The organism is Microcystis wesenbergii FACHB-1317 (assembly GCF_014696875.1).
Taxonomy (GTDB): domain Bacteria; phylum Cyanobacteriota; class Cyanobacteriia; order Cyanobacteriales; family Microcystaceae; genus Microcystis; species Microcystis wesenbergii_A.
Window position 1 is genome coordinate 1 of record NZ_JACJQV010000171.1, and the last position, 3,559, is coordinate 3,559.

2 protein-coding genes are annotated in these 3,559 nt (G+C 41.0%); one reads left to right on the forward strand and one right to left on the reverse strand.

From position 1 onward, the window contains the following. Nucleotides 1–1,373 (reverse strand): IS1634 family transposase (locus tag H6F92_RS16225; RefSeq protein ID WP_190358711.1); only part of this gene is annotated, 1,373 nt, incomplete at its 3' end. A 462-nt stretch (nt 1,374–1,835) separates the two neighbouring features. Here H6F92_RS16225 and mtnA point away from each other — a divergent pair. Beyond that, nucleotides 1,836–2,897, forward strand: coding sequence for an S-methyl-5-thioribose-1-phosphate isomerase (gene mtnA, locus H6F92_RS16230; RefSeq protein WP_190358712.1), 1,062 nt, complete (start codon nt 1,836–1,838; stop codon nt 2,895–2,897). Nucleotides 2,898–3,559: the final 662 nt, after the last annotated feature.

A 3,559-nucleotide genomic window follows, 5' to 3' on the forward strand; every position in this document is an offset into this window, starting at 1 on the left:
TTATAATGATAGATAGGACGTACCTTTAAATCAATTGACTTATAACAGCGAAATGCCTCCTCCACTTGAGATAAACTTTTATAAGCTTTAACCGTCGTCGCTGCATCCATCAAGGTTGACTCCAGAGAAGTTCTTAACACATACACACCATCCAAGGCCGTTTCTTGAGCGATTAATTCCAACTGACGCTGATAAGAAAAGCCTTCTTCTGTTATCTCTAGGTTATAGTATTTATTGACCTTAAACTGATTAAGAACCTTACCCACTCTCAAAGCTATCTTATCTTGACCCTTTAAAGCTCTTTTCTCCCTTTGAGTCGCCTGAACAATCAAATCTAGTTCCTTCTCTACCGCTTCTAATAATGCCTCTCTTTGTAGTTGATTTTTCTGGGCGATTAAGGGATTCCGACAAGCAATTAATCTTTCGTCTGGATAATCTTCACTCTCAAATTCCACCAAGTTTACCTGCTCAAATAATCCTAATTGAATCACTTCCACCTCAGCCAGTTTCCGAATTTGAGGCTTAGTTAAACCAGTAATATAGTCTAATCCTTCTATCGGTTTTACTAATTCCTTGATTTTCGAGTTAGTTAAAATTCCTCTATCACTTACCCAGACCACATTCTCAATCCCCCAACCCTTTCTGACTTTCTCAATTTGTCCGCTTAAAGTAGCACCATCTGAAGTGTTTCCTTCAAATACTTCTACCGCTATCGGACAACCCTTGGCTGAACAGAGCAAACCAAAAACTATCTGAGTTTTCCCTTTCTTTTTATCTCGATTATAACCATATTTTCCCAGTTCACAACCATTTACTTCTGGGTAAGTAGAAGTGACATCATACAAGACTAACGTTCCTGATTCTAAGTGTTTAATTGCTAGGTGCTTCTCAATTTTCTCTTGTTTTTCTAATAACCAATCTAAGGCGTTATATAATTCGTCTTCATCGGCTTTTTCTAAGTCTAACAATTGTCCTAAACTCTGACTGCAAGTTTCGCTATTAAACCCTCTCGCTGTGGCTAGTTTTGATTTAGGATTGATGATTCTTGCCACAATCATTGCCACCACTAAGTTTCTGATTCGAGAGGATTTTTCACTGATTATTTTATCTAAACCCAATTTTTTAATCGTCTCTAAAATAGCCATCACATGACCATGAGGAAGACTTCTAATCACTTCAAAATGATTGGGAATGCCTTCATTCATGGACAGTGTTGCTCCTTTAAGAGCCAGTTTTAGATTGTCGATAATATCATCGGGTAATTTTGAGAGATTGGCCAGGGTTCTTTTTTTGACTTGATCTCCTTCTCGGTAGGACTCCCGAAGAAGAACAGCGGGGGGGGAATTACGGTTAGGAACTTTTTCTATATACATGACCACTATTTTAGCAAATGGAGAGAATTCTTGTCCATTAAGAAATGTTACAAATTACATGGGTACATGAAGAAAAGTTAAGGGGTGCATCCATTGATGGATAAGGGTTTTCGGCTATTATGGTATATATGTATGGGGGAAGTTCAGTTATAAAAATCAAAAATTTTTGTTCTGGTTAGGAGTCAGGAGTCAGGAGTCAGGAGATAGGAGACGGGAGACGGGAGACGGGAGATTATTTTTATTTATTCTCCCCACACCCCACACCCCACACCCCACACCCTCTTTCAAGTCAGGAGCCAGTAGTCAGGAGAATTAGGAATGAATAATAAATAATCAATTAAATGCCCTATTTAGGAATTTTATGCAGTTTTATGTTTATTTTTGTCATTTTTGAACTCTCAAAAATTAATTAGGCAAGAAGTCTATGTGGTAAATTTGGCCAATTCTCAATCTAAAAATGTTATGACCACAAACAATGCCGAGAATAACTCAATCTATCCCGTGCGTTGGCAAGATAACAAAGTTTGGCTGATCGATCAAACCCGTTTACCCATGGACTATGGGGAAGTTGAGATCACCAGCAGTGAAGCCATGGCCCGGGCGATCGAAACGATGATTGTGCGCGGCGCTCCGGCGATCGGGGTAGCGGCTGCATACGGTATGGTTTTAGGAGCGCAGGAAATTAAAACTGACCAGAAAGAGCAGTTTCTGGCTGATTTAACTAGAATAGCCGATCGATTAGCCCAAACCCGGCCGACGGCGGTGAATTTATTCTGGGCGATCGAGCGAATGTTAAAAGTAGCCAGGGAAAGTGGCCCAGAAGTGGCAATAATTAGCAAAAATCTCCTTGAAACTGCCCACAATATCCAAAAAGAAGACGTGGAAACCTGTCGGGCGATCGGTCATCATGGTTTATTGGCGCTGCCAGATCACCCTGAAAAACTGACAATTTTAACCCACTGTAATACTGGTTCCCTAGCCACGGCCAGTTATGGTACTGCTTTAGGGGTAATTCGTTCCGCTTGGACGGCAGGGAGACTAATACAAGTGTATGCAGATGAAACCCGGCCGCGGCTGCAAGGGGCAAAATTAACCGCCTGGGAATGTGCGCGGGAGGGAATTCCCGTCACCGTGATCACCGATAGCATGGCGGCCCACTGTATGCAGCAAAAACTGATCGATGCGGTGATCGTTGGGGCCGATCGCATTGCGGCCAATGGGGACACGGCCAACAAAATCGGCACCTATTCCCTCGCGGTGGTGGCAAAAGCTCATAATCTGCCTTTTTATGTGGCTGCCCCCCTATCGACGGTGGATTTTTCCCTTAAGGATGGTACGGGGATACCGATCGAACAGCGCGATAGTGCCGAAATTTATCAGGTGGGGACGACTACCCTTTGCCCTAGAAATGTTAATTTTTATAACCCCGCTTTTGATGTTACTCCCGCCGCTTTCATCACCGCTATCATCACTGAAAAAGGGGCGGTGACACCGGCTGAATTAATTTTTTTACAGGAATCCTAGGGGTGAGCTTTTTCCCCACTGACACCATTTTTATTTGTTTATATCGATTGGCACAGTGGGGAAAAATTCCGCCTCAATCCAATTGGAGGTGACGGCCAAGGGGAAAATGGGTAAGATCACTATTGACAAATAAACCAAAATGGCATACAACGATAACATCAAGGAAGATAATGATTAAGATTTACTTTTATCTATAGTTATACTAAATCTGGTTATAAAAACTGATTATCTATTGCCCCTTTTGCCTCTTGCCTGTCCTGATATGTAGCCTATACTCAACGGATTTAGTATTAAATACTATTGTTCAGTGGATAATCTTAATTAATCCCCAAGTATAGCTTTTTTATTGACCTAAAATACCTAAGTTCCAATAGGCTAAAAAAATCATTAAACCAGAGATTGGTTCTCTTCTATGAAAATCCAAGCAGCTCGAAGATGTATTCTTGTTAAAGAATCTTGTATCTTCTCGATTTTGTCTGATAATTTGTGCAGATGGAATCGTGAAATGTTTACTGGAAAAGACTTTCAGGACTATTTTATTCAATAAACTATAGCATAGAACGAGTTAGTTAGGACAGATGCCTGAAGGCTTTACTCACAGCATCCACAAGGTTTTCACTATCATTGATAATCTGACTAACATAGTTTTTCAATCTAGCCCA

What these genes read in the sequence shown, in the direction of transcription:
- mtnA (WP_190358712.1), top strand. Translation starts at nt 1,836, where the DNA reads ATGACCACAAACAATGCCGAGAATAACTCAATCTATCCCGTGCGTTGG.